Annotated in this window: 15 protein-coding genes; all 15 read left to right on the top strand. The window is 61.3% G+C overall.

Going from position 1 to position 20,137, the window contains the following annotated elements:
* Positions 1-21 precede the first annotated feature (21 nt).
* The 15 genes from gyrA to pcaC all read left to right on the top strand — a co-directional run bounded on the left by gyrA (position 22) and on the right by pcaC (position 19,792).
* Positions 22-2,838, top strand: a complete 2,817-nt coding sequence (gyrA, locus tag K5Q02_RS18260) for a DNA gyrase subunit A (protein WP_225832855.1) — start codon at positions 22-24, stop codon at positions 2,836-2,838.
* Positions 2,839-2,930: 92 nt separating this feature from the next.
* Positions 2,931-4,016, top strand: a complete 1,086-nt coding sequence (serC, locus tag K5Q02_RS18255; RefSeq protein ID WP_225832852.1) for a 3-phosphoserine/phosphohydroxythreonine transaminase — start codon at positions 2,931-2,933, stop codon at positions 4,014-4,016.
* Positions 4,016-5,125 (top strand): prephenate dehydratase, encoded by a 1,110-nt coding sequence (gene pheA, locus K5Q02_RS18250; protein WP_225832849.1) that lies wholly within the window; start codon positions 4,016-4,018, stop codon positions 5,123-5,125. Before serC ends, pheA begins: the two co-directional genes overlap by 1 nt.
* An 85-nt stretch (positions 5,126-5,210) precedes the next feature.
* Positions 5,211-6,320, top strand: a complete 1,110-nt coding sequence (gene hisC / locus K5Q02_RS18245) for a histidinol-phosphate transaminase (protein WP_225832846.1) — start codon at positions 5,211-5,213, stop codon at positions 6,318-6,320.
* Positions 6,317-8,557 (top strand): bifunctional prephenate dehydrogenase/3-phosphoshikimate 1-carboxyvinyltransferase, encoded by a 2,241-nt coding sequence (locus K5Q02_RS18240; RefSeq protein ID WP_225832843.1) that lies wholly within the window; start codon positions 6,317-6,319, stop codon positions 8,555-8,557. Before hisC ends, K5Q02_RS18240 begins: the two co-directional genes overlap by 4 nt.
* Positions 8,554-9,243 carry a (d)CMP kinase gene (cmk, locus tag K5Q02_RS18235; RefSeq protein WP_225832840.1) on the top strand — a complete coding sequence of 230 codons (690 nt, stop codon included), beginning with the start codon at positions 8,554-8,556 and terminating at the stop codon, positions 9,241-9,243. Before K5Q02_RS18240 ends, cmk begins: the two co-directional genes overlap by 4 nt.
* A gap of 138 nt (positions 9,244-9,381) precedes the next feature.
* Positions 9,382-11,064 carry a 30S ribosomal protein S1 gene (gene rpsA / locus K5Q02_RS18230; protein ID WP_225832838.1) on the top strand — a complete coding sequence of 561 codons (1,683 nt, stop codon included), beginning with the start codon at positions 9,382-9,384 and terminating at the stop codon, positions 11,062-11,064.
* 278 nt (positions 11,065-11,342) lie between these two features.
* On the top strand, positions 11,343-12,392 hold the full coding sequence (locus tag K5Q02_RS18225; protein ID WP_225831062.1) for an IS3 family transposase: 1,050 nt from the start codon (positions 11,343-11,345) through the stop codon (positions 12,390-12,392).
* 257 nt (positions 12,393-12,649) lie between these two features.
* Positions 12,650-13,501, top strand: coding sequence for a CoA transferase subunit A (locus K5Q02_RS18220; protein ID WP_131199291.1), 852 nt, complete (start codon positions 12,650-12,652; stop codon positions 13,499-13,501).
* Positions 13,501-14,283 carry a CoA-transferase subunit beta gene (locus tag K5Q02_RS18215; RefSeq protein ID WP_225832836.1) on the top strand — a complete coding sequence of 261 codons (783 nt, stop codon included), beginning with the start codon at positions 13,501-13,503 and terminating at the stop codon, positions 14,281-14,283. Before K5Q02_RS18220 ends, K5Q02_RS18215 begins: the two co-directional genes overlap by 1 nt.
* Entirely contained in the window at positions 14,280-15,485 is a 1,206-nt protein-coding gene (gene pcaF, locus K5Q02_RS18210) for a 3-oxoadipyl-CoA thiolase (protein WP_225832834.1), read from the top strand. Before K5Q02_RS18215 ends, pcaF begins: the two co-directional genes overlap by 4 nt.
* Before the next feature lie 322 nt (positions 15,486-15,807).
* Positions 15,808-17,121, top strand: a complete 1,314-nt coding sequence (locus K5Q02_RS18205; RefSeq protein ID WP_225839731.1) for an MFS family transporter — start codon at positions 15,808-15,810, stop codon at positions 17,119-17,121.
* A gap of 18 nt (positions 17,122-17,139) precedes the next feature.
* Positions 17,140-18,507 carry a 3-carboxy-cis,cis-muconate cycloisomerase gene (locus tag K5Q02_RS18200; RefSeq protein ID WP_225832832.1) on the top strand — a complete coding sequence of 456 codons (1,368 nt, stop codon included), beginning with the start codon at positions 17,140-17,142 and terminating at the stop codon, positions 18,505-18,507.
* A gap of 9 nt (positions 18,508-18,516) precedes the next feature.
* A complete protein-coding gene (pcaD, locus tag K5Q02_RS18195; protein ID WP_225832830.1) occupies positions 18,517-19,308 on the top strand; it encodes a 3-oxoadipate enol-lactonase in 792 nt (263 codons plus the stop codon).
* Positions 19,309-19,393: 85 nt separating this feature from the next.
* Positions 19,394-19,792: a 4-carboxymuconolactone decarboxylase gene (pcaC, locus tag K5Q02_RS18190; RefSeq protein ID WP_042554079.1), complete on the top strand. Its 399-nt coding sequence runs from the start codon at positions 19,394-19,396 to the stop codon at positions 19,790-19,792.
* The last annotated feature ends 345 nt before the right edge of the window (positions 19,793-20,137 follow it).

Genomic DNA, 20,137 nt, shown 5'->3' with positions numbered 1-20,137 from the left:
AAAAAAGGAATCAGGCTACTCATGGGCGAACTGGCCAAAGAAATCCTCCCGGTCAACATCGAAGACGAACTGAAACAGTCCTATCTCGACTACGCCATGAGCGTGATCGTCGGGCGTGCTTTGCCGGACGCGCGCGATGGCCTCAAGCCCGTGCACCGTCGGGTGCTGTTCGCCATGAGCGAGCTGGGCAACGACTGGAACAAGGCGTACAAGAAATCCGCCCGTGTGGTCGGTGACGTGATCGGTAAATATCACCCGCACGGTGATACCGCCGTTTACGACACCATCGTCCGTATGGCTCAGCCGTTCTCGCTGCGTTACCTGCTGGTCGATGGCCAGGGTAACTTCGGTTCCGTGGACGGCGACAACGCTGCCGCCATGCGATACACCGAAGTGCGCATGACCAAGCTGGCTCACGAGCTGCTGGCCGACCTGCACAAGGAAACCGTCGACTGGGTACCCAACTACGACGGTACCGAGCAGATCCCGGCGGTCATGCCGACCAAGATCCCCAACCTGCTGGTCAACGGTTCCAGCGGTATCGCCGTGGGCATGGCGACCAACATTCCGCCGCACAACCTGAGCGAAGTCATCGACGGTTGTCTGGCGCTGATCGACAACCCGGAGCTGACGGTCGATGACCTGATGCAATACATCCCCGGCCCGGATTTCCCCACTGCCGGCATCATCAATGGCCGCGCCGGTATCGTCGAAGCGTATCGCACCGGTCGTGGGCGGATTTACATCCGTGCCCGTGCCGAAGTCGAAGATATCGACAAGGTCGGTGGTCGCCAGCAGATCGTCGTTACCGAGCTGCCGTACCAGCTGAACAAGGCTCGCCTGATCGAGAAGATCGCCGAGCTGGTCAAAGAGAAGAAACTCGAAGGCATCACCGAGCTGCGCGACGAGTCCGACAAGGACGGTATGCGCGTGGTCATCGAGCTGCGCCGCGGCGAAGTGCCCGAGGTGATCCTCAACAACCTCTACGCCCAGACCCAGATGCAGAGCGTGTTCGGCATCAACGTGGTGGCACTGATCGACGGCCAGCCGAAGATCCTCAACCTCAAGGACATGCTCGACGCCTTCGTCCTGCACCGTCGTGAAGTGGTGACCCGGCGTACCGTGTTCGAACTGCGTAAAGCCCGTGAGCGTGGCCATATCCTTGAAGGTCAGGCTGTTGCGCTGTCCAACATCGACCCGGTCATCGACCTGATCAAAGCCTCGCCGACGCCTTCCGAGGCCAAGGAAGCGCTGATTTCCACGCCGTGGGAATCGACCGCCGTAGAAGCCATGGTCGAGCGTGCCGGCGCCGATTCCTGCCGCCCGGAAAACCTCGATCCACAGTTCGGTCTGCGTGACGGCAAGTACTTCCTGTCGCCAGAACAGGCTCAGGCGATCCTTGACCTGCGTCTGCACCGCCTGACCGGCCTCGAGCATGAAAAACTGCTGGCCGAGTACCAGGAAATCCTCACCCAGATCGGTGAGCTGATCCGCATCCTCACCAGCGCCGTGCGCCTGATGGAAGTGATCCGTGAGGAACTGGAAGCGGTCAAGGCCGAGTTCGGCGACAAGCGCCGTACCGAGATCCTCGATTCGCGTCTGGATCTGACCCTCGGCGACATGATTCCCGAAGAAGAGCGCGTGGTGACCATTTCCCATGGTGGCTATGCCAAGACCCAGCCGCTGACCTCGTACCAGGCCCAGCGCCGCGGCGGCAAGGGCAAGTCGGCCACTGGCATCAAGGATGAGGACTACATCGCTCACCTGCTGGTCGCCAACAGTCACGCCACGCTGCTGCTGTTCTCCAGCAAGGGCAAGGTGTACTGGCTCAAGACTTACGAAATTCCCGAGGCGTCACGTGCCGCTCGCGGCCGTCCGCTGGTCAACCTGCTGCCGTTGGAAGAAGGTGAGTACATCACCACCATGCTGCAGATCGACCTCGAAGCCCTGCAACAGCAGGCCGGCGCCGACGACGTGGATGACAGCGATGACGCCGTGCTCGAAGGCGAGATTGTAGAAGCCGAAGAAGTTGCCGACGTGGCCGAGGTCGAAGAAGTCGAAGGCGAGACCGCCGAACTGGTGGCTGAACCGACGGGTGCCTACATCTTTATGGCGACCGCCTCCGGTACCGTGAAGAAGACCCCGCTGGTGCAGTTCAGTCGTCCGCGCTCCAATGGCCTGATCGCCCTGAAACTGAAGGAAGGCGACACTCTGATCGCCGCCGCCATTACCGACGGTGCCAAGGAAGTCATGCTGTTCTCCAGTGCCGGCAAGGTGATTCGTTTCGCTGAAAGCGTGGTGCGTGTCATGGGCCGTGGCGCCCGTGGTATTCGCGGTATGCGTATCGGCAAGGAGCAGCGCCTGATTTCCATGCTGATTCCCGAGTCCGGTGCGCAGATTCTTACCGCCTCCGAGCGCGGTTTTGGCAAGCGCACCGCGCTGAGCAAGTTCCCGCGTCGCGGTCGTGGTGGCCAGGGTGTGATCGGCATGATCACCAAAGAGCGTAACGGCTCGCTGATTGGCGCAATCCAGGTTCAGGATGGCGAAGAAATTATGCTGATTTCCGACCAGGGCACCTTGGTGCGTACCCGCGTCGACGAAGTCTCCAGTTCTGGCCGTAACACCCAGGGCGTGACCCTGATCAAGCTGGCCAAGGACGAGAAACTGGTCGGCCTGGAGCGTGTGCAGGAGCCGTCCGAAGAGGACATCGAAGAGGCGCTGGACGAAGAGGGCAATCCTATCGTCGTCGCCGAAACCGATGAAGCCGATGACGCCGTTGTTGGCGAAGAGCCGGCAGCAGAAGGCGATGAGCCCGCCGAGGAAGATCGCGACGCGTAAAAGCGCCGCTCTGCCTGCCGCAGCGATGCGGCAGGCAGCATTTCGCCAGATAGATGTAGTGCTGTAACCAGACAGTCAAGCGAGAGTGAATTGTGAGCAAGCGAGCCTTTAACTTCTGCGCCGGCCCGGCCGCGCTTCCCGAAGCCGTTCTGCAGCGTGCCCAGGCCGAACTTCTCGACTGGCAGGGCAAAGGCCTGTCCGTCATGGAAATGAGCCACCGCAGCGACGAATACACGGCCATCGCTGAAAAGGCCGAGCAGGATCTGCGCGACCTGCTGACCATTCCCTCCGACTACAAGGTGCTGTTCCTGCAGGGCGGGGCCAGCCAGCAGTTCGCGGAAATCCCGCTCAATCTGCTGCCTGAAGACGGTACCGCCGATTACATCGATACCGGCATCTGGTCGAAGAAGAGCATCGAGGAAGCCCGCCGCTACGGCAACGTCAATGTCGCTGCCAGCGCCAAGGCCTACGATTACTTCGCCATTCCCGGGCAGAACGAGTGGCAGCTGTCCAAGGACGCCGCCTACCTGCATTACGCCAGCAACGAAACCATCGGCGGCCTGCAGTTCGACTGGATTCCCGAGACCGGCGACGTACCGCTGGTGGTCGACATGTCGTCCGATATCCTTTCGCGTGAAATCGATATCTCCAAGTTCGGCCTGATTTACGCCGGCGCCCAGAAGAACATCGGCCCCAGCGGACTGGTGGTGGCGATCATTCGTGAAGACCTGCTCGGTCGTGCGCGCAGCGCCTGCCCGACCATGCTCAATTACAAGATCGCTGCCGACAACGGTTCGATGTACAACACCCCGGCGACTTTCTCCTGGTACCTGTCCGGCCTGGTCTTCGAGTGGCTGAAAGAGCAGGGCGGTGTTGCCGCTATGGAGCAGCGCAACAAGGCCAAGAAGGAGCTGCTGTACGGCGTGATCGACGCCAGCGAGTTCTACAGCAACCCGATTGCCCGCAATGCCCGTTCGTGGATGAACGTGCCGTTCCGCCTGGCTGACGAGCGCCTGGACAAGTCGTTCCTGGCCGGTGCCGACGCCCGTGGTCTGCTTAACCTCAAGGGCCATCGCTCGGTGGGCGGCATGCGTGCTTCCATCTATAACGCCGTGGGCCTGGATGCCGTAGAGGCGCTGGTCGCTTACATGGCGGAGTTCGAGAAGGAGCACGGCTGATGACTGCGGATGCGAATACCGACCAGGCGCTGCAGGCTCTGCGCCTGCGCATTGATAGCCTGGACGAGAAGATTCTCGAACTGATCAGCGACCGTGCACGCTGCGCCGAAGAAGTGGCGCGGGTGAAGATGGCCTCGCTGCCGGAAGGCGAGGTGCCGGTATTCTATCGTCCAGAGCGTGAAGCGCAGGTGCTCAAGCGGGTGATGGAGCGTAATCGTGGCCCGCTTGGCAACGAGGAAGTGGCGCGACTGTTCCGCGAGATCATGTCCTCCTGCCTGGCGCTGGAGAATCCGCTGAAGGTCGCTTACCTCGGCCCGGAAGGCACGTTCTCCCAGGCCGCGGCGATGAAGCATTTCGGTCATGCGGTGATCAGCCAGCCCATGGCTGCCATCGATGAGGTGTTTCGCGAAGTGGTGGCTGGCGCGGTCAACTTCGGCGTGGTGCCCGTGGAGAACTCCACCGAAGGTGCGGTCAACCACACCCTCGACAGCTTCCTCGAGCATGATCTGGTGATCTGTGGCGAGGTGGAACTGCGCATTCACCATCATCTGCTCATCGGCGATGCCACCAAAGCAGACCGCATCACTCGCATCTATTCCCATGCTCAGTCACTGGCCCAGTGCCGCAAGTGGCTGGATGCTCATTACCCCAATGTCGAGCGCGTAGCCGTCGCCAGCAACGCTGAGGCGGCCAAGCGGGTGAAGAGTGAGTGGAACTCGGCGGCCATTGCCGGTGACATGGCTGCCAATCTGTACGACCTGACCCGGCTTGCCGAAAAGATCGAAGATCGCCCGGATAACTCCACGCGCTTCCTGATCATTGGCAACCAGGAAGTCCCGCCGACTGGCGACGACAAGACCTCGGTTATCGTTTCCATGCGCAACAAGCCAGGCGCACTGCATGAGTTGCTGGTGCCGTTCCATCAGAACGGTATCGACCTGACCCGTATCGAAACCCGCCCGTCGCGCAGCGGCAAGTGGACCTACGCCTTCTTCATCGATTTTGTCGGCCACCACCGCGACCCGCTGATCAAGGACGTGCTGGAAAAAATCAACCAGGAAGCCGTGGCGCTCAAAGTGCTGGGTTCCTACCCCAAAGCAGTACTTTAACTGCGGCTCCAGGCCGCAGGTTGCGGGCTACAGGCGGAATCAGGCTTGTACCCGTAGCCTGGGGCCTGCAGCCTGAGGCCCGTTTATGAGCTGTGATTTCATCGCCCTGGCCCAGCCAGGCGTGCAGAAACTTTCCCCCTACGTGCCAGGCAAGCCGGTCGACGAGTTGGCCCGTGAGCTGAACATGGATCCGGCCAGCATCGTCAAGCTGGCCAGCAACGAGAACCCGCTCGGTCCGAGCCCCAAAGCGCTGGCGGCAATTCGTGCTGAACTGGACGATCTCACCCGCTACCCGGACGGTAATGGCTTCACCCTGAAGACCCTGCTGGCCGAGCGCTGTGGCGTTTCCACGGCTCAGGTCACCCTGGGCAATGGTTCCAACGACATCCTCGAACTGGTCGCCCGCGCGTACCTGGCCCCTGGTCTGAATGCTGTGTTCAGCGAGCACGCGTTCGCCGTATACCCGATCGCCACGCAGGCCGTTGGCGCCCAGGCCAAGGTAGTGCCGGCAGTAAACTTCGGTCATGACCTGCCGGCCATGCTGGCGGCCATCGATGCCAACACCCGCGTGGTGTTTATCGCCAACCCCAACAACCCGACCGGTACCTGGTTCGACACCCAGGCGCTGCACGACTTCCTCGCCGGTGTGCCGGAAAACGTGCTGGTGGTGCTGGACGAGGCCTACATCGAATACGCCGATGGCGACGAACTGCCCGATGGCCTGGATTTCCTCGCCGGTCACGCCAACTTGCTGGTCTCGCGCACCTTCTCCAAGGCCTATGGCCTGGCGTCGCTGCGTGTCGGCTACGGCCTCAGTTCGGCACAGGTCGCCGATGTGTTGAACCGTGTGCGTCAGCCGTTCAACGTCAACAGCTTCGCGTTGGCCGCGGCCTGCGCAGCGTTCGACGATGCTGATTATCTGGCGCGCAGCCGTGAAATCAACGCCGCCGGCATGCTGCAGTTGCAGGAAGGTTGCCGCGAGCTGGGCCTGGGCTGGATTCCGTCCAAGGCCAACTTCCTGGCCATCGACTTTGGCCGTGATACCGCTGCGATCAACCAGGGGCTGCTGCGTGAAGGTGTGATCGTGCGACCGGTCGCCGGCTATGGCATGCCCAACCACCTGCGCGTGTCCATCGGCCTGCCGGCCGAAAACGCCCGTTTCCTGGAGGCGCTGCGCAAGGTGCTGAACGCGTGATCGAACGCACTACACCAGTAATCAAACCATTGGTCGAGCGCCTGGTCGTGGTCGGCCTGGGGCTGATCGGTGGTTCCTTCGCCAAGGGCTTGCGTGCCCGTGGCGTGTGCCGCGAAGTGGTCGGCGTCGACCTGGATCCGCAGGCTCGCCGTATGGCTGTCGAGCTTGGCGTGGTCGACCGCTGCGAGGAGCAACTGGCTGCCGCCTGTCAGGGCGCGGACGTGATCATGCTGGCGGTGCCTATCCTGGCCATGGAACGCTTGCTTGCTGAGTTGGCCAAACTGGATCTGGGCGACGCCGTGCTAACCGATGCCGGTAGCGCCAAAGGCAATGTGGTGCGCGCTGCGGACGCGGTCTTCGGTGGTGTGCCGGCGCGTTTCGTACCCGGCCATCCGATTGCCGGCTCCGAGCAGAGCGGCGTTGAAGCGGCCAATGGCGAGCTATTCAAGCGTCACAAGGTGATCCTCACGCCGTTGCCGCAGACCGATGCCGTGGCCCTGCAACGGGTCGATCAGTTGTGGCGCGAGCTGGGTGCCGACGTCGAGCACATGCAGGTCGAGCATCACGATCAGGTGCTCGCCGCCACCAGCCACTTGCCGCATTTGTTGGCCTTTGGTCTGGTCGACTCGCTGGCCAAACGCAACGAAAATCTGGAAATTTTCCGCTACGCCGCCGGCGGCTTCCGCGATTTCACGAGAATCGCCGGCAGTGATCCGGTTATGTGGCACGACATCTTTCTCGCCAACCGCGAGGCGGTGCTGCGCACTCTGGATGTATTTCGCGACGACCTCGACGCCTTGCGCGACGCGGTCGACGCAGGGGACGGGCATCATCTGCTGGGCGTATTCACTCGCGCCCGCGTGGCCCGCGAACATTTCAGCAAAATACTGGCCCGTCGGGCCTATGTGGACGCTATGCACTCGAACGATCTGGTTTTCCTGGCTAATCCTGGTGGCAATGTCCGTGGGCGTATCCGCGTTCCAGGCGACAAGTCCATCTCCCACCGCTCGATCATGCTCGGCTCGCTGGCCGAAGGCACTACCGAAGTCGAAGGCTTCCTCGAGGGCGAAGACGCCCTGGCGACCCTGCAGGCGTTCCGCGACATGGGCGTGGTTATCGAAGGGCCGCACCATGGCCGCGTGACCGTCCATGGCGTTGGTCTGCACGGCCTGAAGGCGCCACCCGGCCCGATCTACGTGGGCAACTCCGGCACCTCCATGCGTCTGTTGTCTGGCCTGCTGGCTGGCCAGCCGTTCGACGTGACTATGACCGGCGACGCTTCGCTGTCCAAGCGTCCGATGAATCGCGTGGCCAACCCGCTGCGTGAAATGGGCGCTGTGGTCGAAACCGGTCCGGACGGTCGTCCACCGCTGACCATTCGTGGTGGCCAGAAGCTCAAGGCGCTGACCTACACCTTGCCGATGGCCAGTGCTCAGGTTAAGTCCTGCCTGCTGCTGGCTGGCCTGTACGCCGAGGGCGTGACCACCGTGACCGAGCCAGCGCCGACCCGTGATCACACCGAGCGCATGCTGCGCGGCTTCGGTTATGCCGTCGAGTCAAACGGGCCGGTGGCCTCCCTGCAGGCCGGTGGCAAACTCAGTGCCACGCGCATCGAAGTGCCTGCGGACATTTCCTCGGCAGCGTTCTTCCTGGTGGCAGCTTCCATTGCCCCGGATGCTGAACTGGTGCTCGAGCATGTCGGCATCAACCCGACCCGTACTGGCGTCATCGACATCCTGCGTCTGATGGGCGGTGACATCACCCTGGAAAACCAGCGTGAAGTCGGCGGCGAGCCAGTTGCAGACCTGCGTGTGCGTGGTGCCAAGCTCAAGGGCATCGAGATTCCCGAAGAGCTGGTGCCATTGGCCATCGACGAATTCCCGGTGCTGTTCGTGGCTGCGGCCTGCGCCGAAGGCCGTACCATTCTGCGTGGCGCCGAAGAGCTGCGGGTCAAGGAATCCGACCGCATCCAGGTCATGGCCGATGGCCTGATCAGCCTGGGCGTGAAGTGCGAGCCGACCCCGGATGGCATCATCATCGATGGTGGTCAGATCGGTGGCGGCGTGGTGCACAGCCATGGCGATCACCGTATCGCCATGGCTTTCAGCGTTGCGTCGCTGCGCGCCACGGCGCCAATCCACATCCACGACTGCGCCAACGTCGCCACCTCGTTCCCCAACTTCCTCGCCCTGGCTGAACAGGTTGGCATGCGCGTGGCAGTGGAGGGGCAGCAATGAGCCTCAATGCACCGATCATTACTATTGATGGGCCTAGTGGCTCGGGGAAGGGCACGGTTGCTGGCCTGCTGGCCAAGCAACTGGGCTGGAATCTGCTGGATTCCGGCGCGCTGTATCGCCTGCTGGCGTTCTCCGCACGCAATCACGGTGTCGACCTGAGCAACGAAGAATCGCTGAAGCTGTTGGCCGCGCACCTCGATGTGCAGTTCCTCGCTGCAGGTGATGGCAAGCCGCAGCGCATCATCCTCGAAGGCGAGGAGGTGACCGACGCCATCCGTAACGAGCAGATCGGTGCCGGTGCTTCCCAGGTCGCGGCACTGCCAGCAGTGCGTGATGCGCTGCTGCAGCGCCAGCGCGCCTTCAACGAGGCGCCGGGCCTGGTGGCCGATGGTCGTGATATGGGCACCGTGGTGTTTCCAGAGGCGCCGCTGAAGGTTTTCCTGACCGCCAGCGCCGAGGAACGGGCCAATCGACGTTACCTGCAGTTGAAGGCGAAGGGAGATAATGTTAATCTCGCGAGTCTTCTTGATGAGATTCGGGCGCGCGATGAGCGCGATACCCAGCGCGCAGTGGCTCCGCTCAAGCCGGCAGCCGATGCAATCCAGCTGGATTCCACCGAATTATCTATCGAGCAGGTGCTTGAAAGAATCCTGAGCGAAGTCGCCAATCGCGACCTCGCCGGTTGAAAAGAGCCATTTTCGGCTCACAAGGAAGGCATGCGGGAGACCAGTCCAAGTCCCGTAGGTCTTCTTTTATATGAACAAACCCGCATTGTCTGGAATGCGGAGCAGGGCGAATCCCCGCCCGATCCAACAGGAATCAACATGAGCGAAAGCTTTGCAGAACTTTTTGAAGAAAGCCTAAAAACCCTGGACATGCAGCCGGGTGCCATCATCACTGGCATCGTGGTAGACATCGACGGCGACTGGGTTACTGTTCACGCTGGCCTGAAATCCGAGGGCGTTATCCCTCTGGAGCAGTTCTTCAATGAACAAGGCGAGCTGACCATCAAGGTCGGTGACGAAGTTCACGTTGCGCTGGACGCGGTTGAAGATGGCTTTGGTGAAACCAAGCTGTCCCGCGAAAAAGCCAAACGTGCCGAGTGCTGGATCGTCCTGGAAGCAGCTTTCGCCGCTGAGGAAGTGGTCAAGGGCGTTATCAACGGTAAGGTTAAAGGCGGCTTCACTGTCGACGTTAACGGCATCCGTGCGTTCCTGCCAGGTTCCTTGGTCGATGTCCGTCCGGTGCGTGATACCACTCACCTGGAAGGCAAAGAGCTCGAATTCAAAGTCATCAAGCTCGACCAGAAGCGCAACAACGTTGTCGTTTCCCGTCGTAGTGTCCTGGAAGCCGAGAACTCCGCAGAGCGCGAAGCACTGCTGGAATCGCTGCAGGAAGGCCAACAAGTCAAAGGTATCGTCAAGAACCTCACCGACTACGGCGCATTCGTGGATCTGGGTGGCGTCGATGGCCTGCTGCACATCACCGACATGGCCTGGAAGCGTATCAAGCACCCGTCCGAGATCGTCAACGTTGGCGACGAGATCGATGTCAAGGTTCTGAAGTACGATCGCGAGCGTAACCGTGTTTCCTTGGGCCTGAAGCAACTGGGCGAAGACCCATGGGTTGCTATCAAAGCTCGTTACCCGGAAAGCACCCGCGTTGTTGCGCGTGTGACCAACCTGACCGACTACGGCTGCTTCGCAGAGCTGGAAGAAGGCGTGGAAGGCCTGGTACACGTTTCCGAAATGGACTGGACCAACAAGAACATCCACCCGTCGAAAGTCGTTCAGGTTGGCGACGAAGTGGAAGTCATGGTTCTGGACATCGACGAAGAGCGTCGTCGTATCTCCCTGGGTATCAAGCAGTGCAAAACCAACCCATGGGAAGACTTCTCCGGTCAGTTCAACAAGGGTGACAAGATCTCCGGCACCATCAAGTCGATCACCGATTTCGGTATCTTCATTGGTCTGGACGGCGGCATCGACGGCCTGGTTCACCTGTCCGACATCTCCTGGAACGAAGTCGGCGAAGAAGCCGTACGTCGTTTCAAGAAGGGCGACGAGCTGGAAACCGTCATCCTGTCGGTTGACCCAGAGCGCGAGCGCATCTCCCTGGGCATCAAGCAACTGGAAGAAGATCCGTTCTCCGACTACGTTGCAGTCAACGACAAAGGCACCATCATTCGCGGTATCGTCAAAGAAGTTGACGCCAAGGGCGCTATCATCACCCTGGCTGAAGGCATCGAAGCGACACTGAAAGCCTCCGAAATCAGCCGTGACCGCGTTGAAGACGCGCGTAACGTTCTGAAAGAAGGCGAAGAAGTTGAAGCCAAGATCATCAGCGTGGATCGCAAGAGCCGCCTGATCAGCTTGTCGATCAAGTCGAAAGACGTTGAAGACGAGAAAGAAGCAATCAAAGAAATGCGTAGCAAGCAGGAAGTTGAAACTTCCGGTCCGACCACCATTGGTGATCTGATTCGCGCGCAAATGGAAAACCAGAACTAAGTTCGGGTAATCCAGCGAAAAAGGGCGACTTTGGTCGCCCTTTTTTGTGCCTCCTGTCCCGTCCTGAATAAGGTTTACACCTTCTGACTTCTTTTTCAGGAGAGCCTTATGGCTGAAGGTGTACGGCGCAGTCAGCGAGATTACTCGCTGGCTTTTAAATTGGCGGTTGTCGATCAGGTCGAAAAAGGCGAACTTAGCTACAAAGAAGCCCAGGATCGCTATGGGATTCAAGGTCGATCAACCGTATTGGTTTGGTTGCGTAAGCACGGTCGCCAAGATTGGAGCCAAGGCGCTTCCATTCGAGCCGAGAGGAGTCGCGTCATGACCGCCCCCAAGCCGCCGACGCCAGAGCAGCGCATCAAAGAGCTCGAGCAGCAGCTCGAAGTGGCGACACAGAAAGCCCATTTCTTCGAGGCTGTAGTGGATGTTCTGAAGACCGACTACGGTGTGTCGATCGTAAAAAAGCGACCCGGCAAGTCCTCACACAAAGGCAAGTCGAAGGGCTGAGTATCGGTAGGGCTTGCCAGTTCATGGGAATCAGTCGTCAGGCCTATTACAAGCGCAACCGAGCGATTGACGGCAGGACGGATGAGTCGGGAAGCGTTGCACGGTACGTTAGCCAGATCCGAATGCGCCTGCCGCGAGTGGGCACCCGCAAACTGCATTACCTCCTGCACCAACAACCGAGCCCTGAGCTGAAGGTTGGTCGTGATCGTCTCTTCAGTATCTTGGCCGAGCATCGTCTACTGGTGCAGCCCAAGCGTGCGTATTACAAGACCACGAACAGCTTTCACCGGTTTCGTCGGCATCCCAACCTGCTCAAGGACGGGCCTGGGCAGGTGATTGCAACCGCGCCCGAGAATGTCTGGGTTGCTGACATCACCTACCTTCCCGGCCAGAGTGACCCACTGTACTTGAGCCTGGTCACAGACGCTTTCTCGCGCAAGATAGTGGGCCATCACGTCCATCAGGGGCTGCACGCAGACTCCGTTGCCAAAGCCTTCAGGGCGGCGCTGCGCAAGCGCCGAAAAAACGCCCCACTTGTGCATCACTCAGATCGGGGGATCCAGTACTGCTCAGCACTTTACCAAGGGCTACACGAGCGCTATGGGGTGCGCTGCTCGATGACGGATGGCTATGACTGCTACCAGAACGCACTGGCTGAGCGAGTCAATGGGATTTTGAAGGCGGAGCTTTTACCTGCGCGCTTTGAGAGCTTCGAGCAGGCACGGCAATTAGTGGATGAGGCGGTGCGGATTTATAACACCGAGCGACCTCACTTAGCGCTTAAATACAAAACGCCCGATGCAGTGCATCGGGCGTTTTGATCTCACAATCTAGCTGATACGGTGTAAACCTATTTCAGGACTAGACATCCAGGAAAGTGGCTGGCAGATAGCGCGACGCATTGATGTGGCAGGCACTGGGCGGCCACTCCGCGTGGAAATCGCATGATTAAGCACTGTTCGATTATCGAACAAATAATCGATTATCGGATTGTTAGCTTTCTATGGGCTGGGTACCTTTGTATCCACACGGCGCAATAGCCGCCCACGGTTTCCAGAGCAATAAGACGAGAACGACCATGGCTGAAATTCTCTCCCTGCGCGAGGCGGTTGAGCGCTTCGTTCACGACGGTGACACCATCGCCCTCGAAGGCTTCACCCATCTGATTCCCACCGCGGCTTCCCACGAACTGATCCGTCAGGGCAAGAAAGACCTGACTCTGGTGCGCATGACGCCGGATCTGGTCTATGACCTGCTGATCGGTGCGGGTTGCGCCAAGCGTCTGATTTTTTCCTGGGGTGGTAACCCTGGTGTCGGCTCCCTGCATCGTCTGCGTGACGCGGTCGAGAAGCATTGGCCGCACAAGCTGGAAATCAGCGAGCACAGCCACGCCGCCATGGCCAACGCCTATGTGGCTGGTGCCTCCAACCTGCCGTTCGCTGTGCTGCGCGGTTATCAGGGGTCGGATCTGGTCAAGGTCAACCCGGAAATCAAATTCATCGAATGCCCGTACACCGGCGAGAGCCTGGCTACCGTGCCGAGCGTGCGTCCTGACGTCACCGTCATCCACGCGCAGAAGGCCGACCGCAAGGGCAACGTGCTGATCCAGGGCATTCTCGGTGTGCAGAAGGAGGCCGCGCTGGCTGCCAAGCGCTGCATCGTCACCGTTGAGGAAATCGTCGACGACCTGCAGGCACCGATGAACGCCTGCGTGCTGCCGACCTGGGCGCTGACCGCAGTCTGCGTGGTGCCTGGGGGTGCTCATCCGTCTTACGCCCATGGTTACTACGAGCGTGATAACCGCTTCTACCAGGCCTGGGATCCCATCGCCCGTGACCGCGAAACCTTCACTGCCTGGATCGATGAATACATCCGTGGCACCGAGGATTTTGCGCAGTACCAGGCGAAAATTAACGGGGAGGCCAAGTGATGAGCGACTTCAACACCAATGAAATGATGACCGTGGCCGCTGCTCGTCGCCTCGGCAACGGCAGTGTTTGCTTCGTCGGCATCGGTCTGCCCTCCAAGGCAGCCAACCTGGCGCGTCTGACTCATGCGCCGGAAGTGGTACTGATCTACGAATCCGGCCCGATCGGCGCCAAACCGACCGTGCTGCCACTGTCCATCGGTGACGGCGAGTTGGCCGAGACTGCCGATACTGTGGTGCCGACTGGCGAGATCTTTCGCTACTGGCTGCAGGGCGGCCGTATCGATGTCGGCTTCCTCGGCGCGGCTCAGGTCGACAAGTTCGGCAATATCAACACCACGGTGATCGGTGATTACCATGCGCCGAAAGTGCGGCTGCCGGGTGCCGGTGGCGCGCCGGAGATCGCTGGCAGCGCGAAGAAGGTGCTGATCATCCTCAAGCAGGGTCATCGCACCTTCGTCGACAAGCTGGCGTTCATCACCTCGGTCGGCCATGGCGAGGGCGGCGATCACCGCAAGCGTCTCGGCCTGCCGGGCGAAGGCCCGGTAGCGATCATCACCGACCTGTGCATCATGGAGCCGGAAGCGGGCAGCAATGAATTCATCGTCACCTCCCTGCATCCGGGCGTGACCCGCGAGCAGGTGGTCGAGAATACCGGCTGGCAGATCCGTTTCGCCGACAACCTGACCACCACCGAAGCGCCAAAAGCCGAAGAACTGGCCGCGCTGCGCGATCTCGAAGCACGTACCGCCGCTGCCCATGGGCAGAAGGGGAGTGACGAATGACTCGCGACGTATTCATCTGCGATGCCGTGCGCACGCCAATCGGTCGGCTCAATGGCGGACTGTCCGCCGTGCGTGCCGACGACCTGGCAGCCATTCCGCTTAAGGCGCTGATCGAACGTAACCCGCAGGTCGAATGGTCGGCTGTCGATGAAGTATTCATGGGCTGCGCCAACCAGTCCGGCGAGGACAACCGCAACGTCGCCCGTATGGCGCTGCTGCTCGCTGGCCTGCCGGAGACGGTGCCGGGCGTGACCCTCAACCGCCTCTGTGCCTCGGGTATGGAGGCGGTGGGCGCAGCCTTCCGCGCTATCGCCTCCGGCGAGATGGAACTGGCCATCGCTGCTGGCGTCGAGTCGATGACCCGCGCGCCATACGTGATGGGCAAGGCCGACAGCGCCTTTGGCCGTGGCCAGAAGCTCGAAGACACCACCCTGGGCTGGCGTTTCGTCAACCCGGCGATGAAGGAGCGCTACGGCGTCGACCCGATGCCAGTGACCGGTGACAACGTGGCCGAGGATTACGGCGTCAGCCGTGCCGACCAGGACGCTTTCGGCCTGCGCAGCCAGCAGCGCGCCGCAGTGGCGCAGCAAAGTGGTTACTACGCCGAGGAAATCGTGCCGGTGGTGATCAAGACCAAAAAGGGCGAGAGCATCGTCGACACCGACGAGCACCCTCGCGCCGACACCACCGCCGAGGCATTGGCCAAGCTCAAACCGGTCAACGGCCCGGACAAGACGGTGACCGCCGGCAACGCCTCGGGCCTCAACGACGGGGCGTCGGCGATGATTCTGGCGTCTGCCGAAGCGGTACAGAAATATGGTCTCAAGGCCCGCGCCAAGGTGCTCGGCATGGCCAGCGGTGGTGTGGCGCCTCGGGTCATGGGCGTCGGCCCGGTGCCGGCGGTGCGCAAGCTGCTGAGCCGCCTGAATCTCGATATCGATGCCTTCGATGTGATCGAGTTGAACGAGGCGTTCGCCGCTCAAGGGCTGGCGGTCACCCGTGACCTCGGCCTGGCGGACGACAGCCCCAAGGTCAACCCGAATGGCGGCGCCATCGCTCTTGGCCATCCACTGGGCATGAGCGGTAACCGCTTGGTGCTGACTGCCGTTCACCACTTGGAGAAGACCGGCGGCAAGCTCGGTCTGGCAACTATGTGCGTGGGTGTCGGCCAGGGCTTGGCGTTGGCCATCGAGCGCGTCTAGAAACCTGTAGGTCGGCCAAAATGGCCTTGCTTATGCGCTGATTGGTGGGCTGAAGCGGATCGCCGCCCGGCCCACCCTACGGTTACGTCGGGTGCTTGTCTTTCGTAGGGTGGGCTTTAGCCCACTAAAATCGACGGCCGCTAACAATCCGGCGATATGCCTACAGGTCCCAGAGTTTGTTTGCTTCGGTATCGGACAGGGCTCCACGCCGCCGTGTCCGATACCGTGGTGAGCAATCAGCCGGGCAATAATGCTCGAATCATTTGGTTACATGTGAGTCGGAGTAGGGAACTGTCCCGTTCCTTACCAGTGAGTATCCATGATGAGTTCTGAAGCCAGCACGGTGTACGAAGCCCCGAACTACAGCCCGGAAGAGCGCCGCAAGCGCATCTTCGCCATCGTTGGTGCTTCCTCCGGCAACCTGGTCGAGTGGTTCGACTTTTACGTCTATGCCTTCTGCGCGATCTATTTCGCGCCGGCCTTCTTTCCGTCCGACGACCCCACCGTCCAGTTGCTCAACACCGCGGGTGTATTCGCCGCCGGCTTTTTGATGCGCCCAATCGGTGGCTGGGTGTTCGGCCGGGTTGCCGATAAGTACGGCCGCAAGGTCTCGATGATGATCTCCGTACTGATGATGTGCCTGGGGTCGCTGGCCATCGCCTTCATGCCGACCTATGACAGCATCGGCGCTATGGCACCGCTGCTGCTGTTGCTGGCACGCCTGTTCCAGGGCCTGTCGGTGGGCGGCGAATACGGCACGACGGCGACCTACATGAGCGAAGTGGCGCTCAAGGGCCAGCGCGGCTTCTTCGCGTCGTTCCAGTACGTCACCCTGATCGGCGGGCAATTGCTGGCCGTGCTGGTGGTGGTGATCCTGCAGCAACTGCTCAGCGAAGATGAGCTGCGTGCCTGGGGCTGGCGCATCCCGTTCGTGATCGGTGCCCTGGCTGCGGTGGTGGCCTTTTATCTGCGCCGTTCGCTGGATGAGACTGCGAAGAAAGACCAGATCGGCAACAAGGAATCGGGCAGCATCGCCTACCTGTTCAAGCACCACAAAGCAGCCTTCTTCACAGTGCTCGGCTATACCGCCGGCGGCTCGCTGATCTTCTACACCTTCACCACCTACATGCAGAAATACCTGGTCAACTCGGCAGGCATGAGCGCCAAGACCGCCAGTGGCATCATGACCGCTGCGCTGTTTCTGTTCATGATCATGCAGCCGTTGTTCGGCGCCTTGTCCGACCGCATCGGTCGACGCACCTCGATGCTCTGGTTCGGTGCCCTGGGGGCGATCTTCACCTGGCCGATCCTGGCGCTGCTGCAGACCGTGCACAGCCCGGTGATGGCTTTCCTGCTGATCATTGTGGCCCTGGCCATCGTCAGCCTGTATACCTCGATAAGCGGCCTGGTGAAGGCCGAGATGTTCCCGCCGGAAGTGCGCGCCTTGGGCGTTGGCCTGGCTTACGCGGTAGCCAATGCGCTGTTCGGCGGGTCTGCCGAATATGTGGCCCTGGGCCTGAAGTCCATCGGCCTGGAGCAGACCTTCTACTGGTACGTGTCGGGCATGATGGTGCTGGCCTTCCTGGTCAGCTTGCGTCTGCCGCGCCAGGCCAGTTACCTACACCATGATCATTGACCACGGAGTTTCAGCAGTATGAGTTCAAGGCCCTGCAGCCAGTTGTTCGATGCCTACTTCACCAGTGCGCCGATGCGTGAGGTGTTCAGCGACCATGGCCGCGTGCAGGGCATGCTCGACTTCGAAGCGGCGCTGGCCAGGGCCGAGGCTGCGGCCGGCGTGATTCCTGCGGCAGTGGTCGCCGACATCGAGGCCGCCTGCCGGGCCGAGCTCTATGATTTCGACGCCCTGGCCATCGCCATCGGCAGCGCTGGCAATTCGGCGATTCCGCTGGTCAAGGCGCTGGGCAAACGCATCGCTGCGCAGAGTGAAGAGGCCGAGCGCTACGTGCATCTCGGCGCCACCAGCCAGGACGCCATGGACAGCGGCTTGGTGCTGCAACTGCGCGCCGCCATCGTGCTGCTGGAAAACGACCTCGATGCCTTGAGCCGACTTTTGGCCGAACAGGCCGAGCGATATGCGGCAACGCCCATGGCTGGACGCACCTGGTTGCAGCACGCCACGCCAGTGACCTTGGGGATGAAGATCGCCGGGTGGCTGGGGGCGGTCGACCGCCATCGCCAGCGCCTCGCCGAGATCAAGCCGCGCCTGCTGTGCCTGCAATTCGGTGGCGCGTCCGGCAGCCTGGCGGCGCTGGGCGACAAGGCCTGGCCGGTGGCCGAAGCGCTGGCGGTTGAGCTGGGCCTGCAACTGCCGGAGCAGCCCTGGCACACCCAGCGCGATCGCCTGGTCGAGTTCGCCAGCCTGCTCGGCATGATCGCCGGCAGCCTGGGCAAGTTGGGCCGCGACCTCAGTCTGCTGATGCAGACCGAAGCCGGCGAGTTGTTCGAACCCTCTGCGCCGGGCAAGGGCGGCTCCTCGACCATGCCGCACAAGCGCAACCCAGTCAGCGCCGCAGTGCTGATCGGCGCCGCCACCCGCGCGCCCGGCCTGGTTGCCACCATGTTCGCGGCCATGCCCCAGGAGCACGAGCGCAGCCTCGGCCTGTGGCATGCCGAGTGGGAAACCCTGCCGGAGCTCTGCTGCCTGGTGTCCGGTGCCCTGCAGCAAGCGCTGCTGGTGGTGCCGGGGCTCGAGGTGGATGCCGAACGCATGGCGCGCAACCTCGACCTGACCCGTGGCCTGGTGCTGGCCGAAGCGGTGAGCATCGCCCTGGCGCAACGCATCGGTCGTGACGCGGCTCACCATCTGGTCGAGCAGTGCTGCAAAAAGGCGGTGAAGGAGGGTGCTCATCTGCGTGAGGTGCTTGGCGCCAATGCCGAGGTCACTGCCCAGCTGTCCGCAGAAGAACTGGATCGCCTGCTCGACCCTGCGCATTACCTGGGCCAGGCGCGCCGCTGGGTCGAACGTGCCGTGGCTCAAAGTCAAACAACCGCTTCCTGTTAGGAGATTGTCATGCCTGTGGTATCCCTCGCCGATGGCGACCTGAACTACAAACTCGAAGGCCCGGCGGAAGCGCCAGTGCTGGTGCTGTCCAATTCCCTGGGCACCAACCTGCACATGTGGGACGCGCAGATCCCGGCGTTCACCGAGCATTTTCGCGTGCTGCGTTACGACACCCGTGGTCATGGCCAGTCGCTGGTCAGCGCCGGCTTCTACAGCATCGAACAGAACGGCCATGACGTCCTGGCGCTGCTCGACGCGCTGAACATCGGCAAGGTGCATTTCTGCGGCCTGTCCATGGGCGGTTTGATCGGTCAGTGGTTTGGCATCAACGCCGGCGAGCGCCTGCAGCGTCTGGTGCTGTGCAACACCGCCGCCAAGATTGGTAGCGATGAGATCTGGAGCACCCGCATCGACACCGTGCTCAAGGGTGGCGAGAAGGCCATGCGCGATTTGCGCGATGCCTCCATCGAGCGCTGGTTCACGCCGCCGTTCGCTGCCGAGCATCCGGAGAAGGTCGATCCCATCGTCACCATGCTGGCGCAGACCTCGCCCCAGGGCTACGCGGCCAACTGCGCGGCGGTGCGTGATGCCGATTACCGTGAGCAGATCGCTGCGATCAAGGCGCCGACCTTGATCGTCTGCGGTACCGGCGATGCGGTGACCACGCCGGAGCACGGCCGCTTCATGCAGGAGCGTATCGCCGGTGCGGAGCTGGTCGAGTTCGACGCCGCGCACCTCTCCAACGTGCAGGCTGGCGAGTTGTTCACCCGGCGCGTGCTGGATTTTCTGCAAGTTGAATGACTGCCCGTTACTGATCCAGCCTGAGTGCTGGATCGATGGGGCGTGAGCGACGCGCCCCGATTCATTCTAGAGACCGGAGTTACCGATGGACGAGAAACAACGCTATGAAGCTGGCATGCAGGTGCGCCGTGCGGTGCTGGGTGATACCCATGTCGACCGCAGCCTGGAAAAGCTGACGCCGTTCAACGAAGAGTTCCAGGAAATGATCACCCGACATGCCTGGGGCGATATCTGGACGCGCCCGGGTTTGCCACGCCACACGCGTAGCCTGATCACCATCGCCATGCTGATCGGCATGAACCGCGAAGGTGAATTGAAACTGCACCTCAAGGCTGCCAAGAACAATGGCGTGACCCGTGAGGAGCTCAAGGAATTGATCATGCAGAGCGCGATCTACTGCGGCATTCCCGCGGCCAACGCGACCTTCCATCTCGCTGAGGAGCTGTGGGATGAAGTCGGCGTGGAGTCGCTGAACAAGGCGTAGGCAGGTTTCCGTAGGGTGGAAGACGCTGTTTTCTTCCACCAGGCGATTCGAGTATTTCTCGGGTATCGCTTTGCTCCACCCAGGCTACGAGAGAAGCCCCGCAGACGCGGGGCTTTTGTTTTGATGGCTCCCACGCTCCAGCGTGGGAGCCTGGTCAGGGCGCTCTGCGCCCGCTTTGCCTAGCCTGCACAGGACGCAGAGCGTCCCTCGATGCATTCCCACGCGGAGCGTGAGGAACGATCAGAGCAACGTTTGATGGCTCCCACGCTCCAGCGTGGGAGCCTGGTCGGGCGCTCCGCGCCCGCTTTGCCTAGCCTGCGCAGGACGCAGAGCGTCCCTCGATGT

Source organism: Pseudomonas sp. MM211 (genome assembly GCF_020386635.1).
Classification (GTDB): Bacteria; Pseudomonadota; Gammaproteobacteria; order Pseudomonadales; family Pseudomonadaceae; genus Aquipseudomonas.
Note: the sequence above shows the minus strand (reverse complement) of the source record. Positions and strands in the feature narration are given on the sequence as shown.